The 3125-nt window shown below is 66.6% G+C and carries 2 protein-coding genes and 1 pseudogene; all 3 read right to left on the reverse strand.

Translation table 11 applies throughout. From position 1 onward, the window contains the following. Positions 1-562: alkaline phosphatase family protein (locus tag AHiyo1_RS15085; RefSeq protein ID WP_148667606.1), on the reverse strand; the 562-nt coding region annotated here is incomplete at its 3' end. After that, positions 562-1290, reverse strand: a complete 729-nt coding sequence (locus tag AHiyo1_RS15090) for a DUF5998 family protein (RefSeq protein WP_059389109.1) — start codon at positions 1288-1290, stop codon at positions 562-564. The genes AHiyo1_RS15090 and AHiyo1_RS15085, both read right to left, overlap by 1 nt. A 67-nt stretch (positions 1291-1357) precedes the next feature. Continuing rightward, a pseudogene (locus AHiyo1_RS15095) lies at positions 1358-3125 on the reverse strand (acetate--CoA ligase family protein); the annotation flags it as partial.

The raw sequence follows: 3125 nt of genomic DNA on the forward strand, positions 1-3125 counted from the left end.
GGAGCGCCGCGCGGGTCATCGGCGACGCCCCGAACTGGGGCAGGCTCACGGTGACGACGTCGGCGTCAGCGGCCACCCGTTCGAAGATTGTCGGGAACGGCTGCCAACGCAAGGGGTCGACACCAGCGTCCCAATTGCCGAGCAAGTTGACTACCTTGTCCTGGGCAGGATCCAGGACGTCATAGCCCACCATGCCGTGTTCACCGGGCGTGCGGCCGGTTCCAAGGCTGGCCAAGGACGATGCCGTGGTGGAAGGAAAAGCCGAATCAAGCCACACCGGGACGGCACCCTGTCCCGAATTCGCAATCGACCTCAGAAACGGGGTGTGCGCGGCCTTCTGTTTCAGGAGATTGCGCCCCAGGCCATCGGCGAGAACAACGCACACGCGTTGCGATGCGGGCAAGTGCAGTTTGTTGTCGAAGCCGGGCAGGCCCATGCTCGCCGCGGCGCTCGTGAAAACCTCGGCGATCGATTTGCTGCCATACAGCGGCGCGCCGGGAAGCTCGGGGATGGCGCCGGTAACGGGGACGGTGTCCTGGGCGACGGGTTCCGACGTCGCCATCAGCGCTGGTGCCCGCGGCTCAGCCTGTTGCCGAAGACGCCGGAGCGGAGTCGCGGACCGGAGATGGTACTTGCGTGAACCGAGGGCCCGGGAGCGCCCGTATTCACGGCCCGCAGCGCGCGGGCAAAGACCTTCGCGTCCTGAACGGCCCGGGGTCCGTCAGCCTCGGAGCTGATCCGCAGCACGATGTCCTCCTGGGAGATGGTGCCCGTGTATCCGTGGTCGGCTTCGCACTGGGGATCGCCGCAGCTGGCGGGTCCCACGTCCAGCCGCTGGCCTCCGGACCAGGCAATGGAGAGGGTCAGCTCCCTGACGGGGTCGCTGGGAGTGTAGTTCTGCGGCTGCGCATACATGTAGCTGAGGACGACCGAGCGGATCTGTGCCACGGGGACGGACTCGGTGGAAATCTGGGCGACGATCTGCTCCCCGGCTTCGTCGAGCTGCTGGTCGTCGACGTGGGTGATCACCAGCATGTCCTCGGTGAGGACGAGGACCGTGATGTGCCGCCGGACCTCGGCACGGTCGAAATGTGTTTCCAAATGCACCAGATGCGCAAGGCAGTCGCGCCCGTCCAAGGCGTCGGCCACAACATCGGCAACCAGGACAGGATAGAAGCCTGCCCGTTGAAGTGACTGGTCCAGGCTCTGCCCCTGCGAGCTGTGGTTGTGTGCTGCATGGTGCCCGGTGGTAGCCGGACCGGACGGAGGCGTCGGGGACTTCGAGCTCATTCCCCCATTTTCACAGATCGGCTGGGGACTTCATAACCGTCCGGCCCTCCGGCGGTCAACTGCCAGCTCAGCTGAGCATCGCACGGCGGGCACTGTCTGTGCGCTGTGCGGCGTTCCCGATCCACACCTCGGCGGCAAGGATTTTCGCGCCCCGGGTCCCGGCCAGGACGGGATTGAACTCCACGAGCGCGATTTCGGGGTGTTCATCCTTGAGCCGGACCAGCCGTGCTCCGAGGTCTTCGAGGGCGGCCACGTCCACGGCCGGCAGCCCTTGGTAGCCGAACAGTTTCAGGGAAGCCCGGGGTGCCCTGATGAAGTCGTGGAGATCAGTCGTGGACAAGGGAGGTACCCGGTGCGCCCAATCGTCCAGGAGGTTCACGCGTCTCCCGCCAAACCGAAAGAGACCACGGGCCCCAGGAGCGGATCCTCGATGGCCCGGAAGGTGCACGCCTGTCCCACTGGAACCATGGCCTGCACCTCTATGGCCGATGAACCGTAGGGCTCTAGTGCGCGACGCATCTGCGCGATGTTGCGCCGAAGCGAGTCCGCATCCTCGATGTCGAGACGCACGCCTCCCAGGTCCAGGCGGTGCCGGAGGGCGGGATCCGTGGTCTTGAGCACCACGGGCCAGCCGAGACGTTCGGCGGCGTCTACCGCTTCGTCGTCGCTCTCGAACACAGCCGACGGCACCACGGGGATTCCGTAGCGGGACAGAAGCGCGGCCGATTCGCCGCCGTCGAGCCGTACCAATTGCTCCCCCGCGACAGCAGACAGGAGCCGCTCGATGTGTTCGCGGGTACCTTCGCGGTCGCAACCAGGAGGCTCGATGAACATGCCTTGGTCCCGGTCCAGCCACTTCGCGTAACGGACCACAGCCGCCAAGGCCGCCACTGCGCTGCCCGCGCTGGAGTAGCAAGGAAGGGAAGACCCGGACTCCCCGTTTGGGGCGAGTAATCCGTCCAGTTGCACGGAAGTGTCGAGGATCCCGGTGAATGCCGCGACGACGGGCTTTCCGGCCTCCGCCGCGCATTCAGCGAGCACTCCCGCGATCGCTTCCATCGTGAGGCTGCGGGACGGCACCATGGCCGCCACCACCGCATGCACGGAATCGTCTGCAAGATTCTTCCGGAGGCTGCGCCGCAGCCCGTCCCGCGATGCGGACATCCCCGCGTCCAGATCCACGTCGGTGACGATCCTGTCGACGACGAGCCCCTGGGGCGCCGCGTTGTCCGCCACGACCTTGCCGAAGGCCGCGGAATTGCTGTAGACGGCGAGCGCCGGGCCCTTGGGCAGGGGCTGGCTGGACACGATCTGCGCCACGTCCATGAGCTGTTCGATGGTTTCGACGGCGATGACGCCGGTTGGCGCATCATCGCGTCCAGGGCGGCCGCAGGCGCCAGTGTGGTCCTCACCACGTGCCCCGGCGGAAGCCGCAGCCCCGTCACATCCGATTTGGCGACGATGACCGGCTTGCTCCGCGACAATCGGCGGGCCAGGCGGGAGAACTTGCGCGGATTGCCGATCGACTCCAAATAGAGCCCGACGGCGACAGTATCGGGATCGTCTTCCCAGAACTGCATGACGTCGTTGCCGGAGACATCGGCGCGGTTGCCGGCAGACAAGAACGAGGAAAGGCCCAGGCCCCGGCGGCTCGCTGCCGCGTAGACGGAGACCCCGATGGCCGCGGATTGCGAAAACAGCCCCAGTCCCCCGCGCCGGGGCAGGTTCGGGGCCATGGAGGCGTTGAGGGAAACCTCCGGGTTCGTGTTCACGATCCCCAAGGACTCGGGGCCGATCACGCGCATCCCATAGGACCTCGCCTGGCGCACGAGCTC

It is taken from the genome of Arthrobacter sp. Hiyo1 (genome assembly GCF_001263615.2).
Classification (GTDB): Bacteria; Actinomycetota; Actinomycetes; order Actinomycetales; family Micrococcaceae; genus Arthrobacter.

What these genes read in the sequence shown, in the direction of transcription:
- AHiyo1_RS15090 (WP_059389109.1), bottom strand. Translation starts at nt 1,290, where the DNA reads ATGAGCTCGAAGTCCCCGACGCCTCCGTCCGGTCCGGCTACCACCGGG.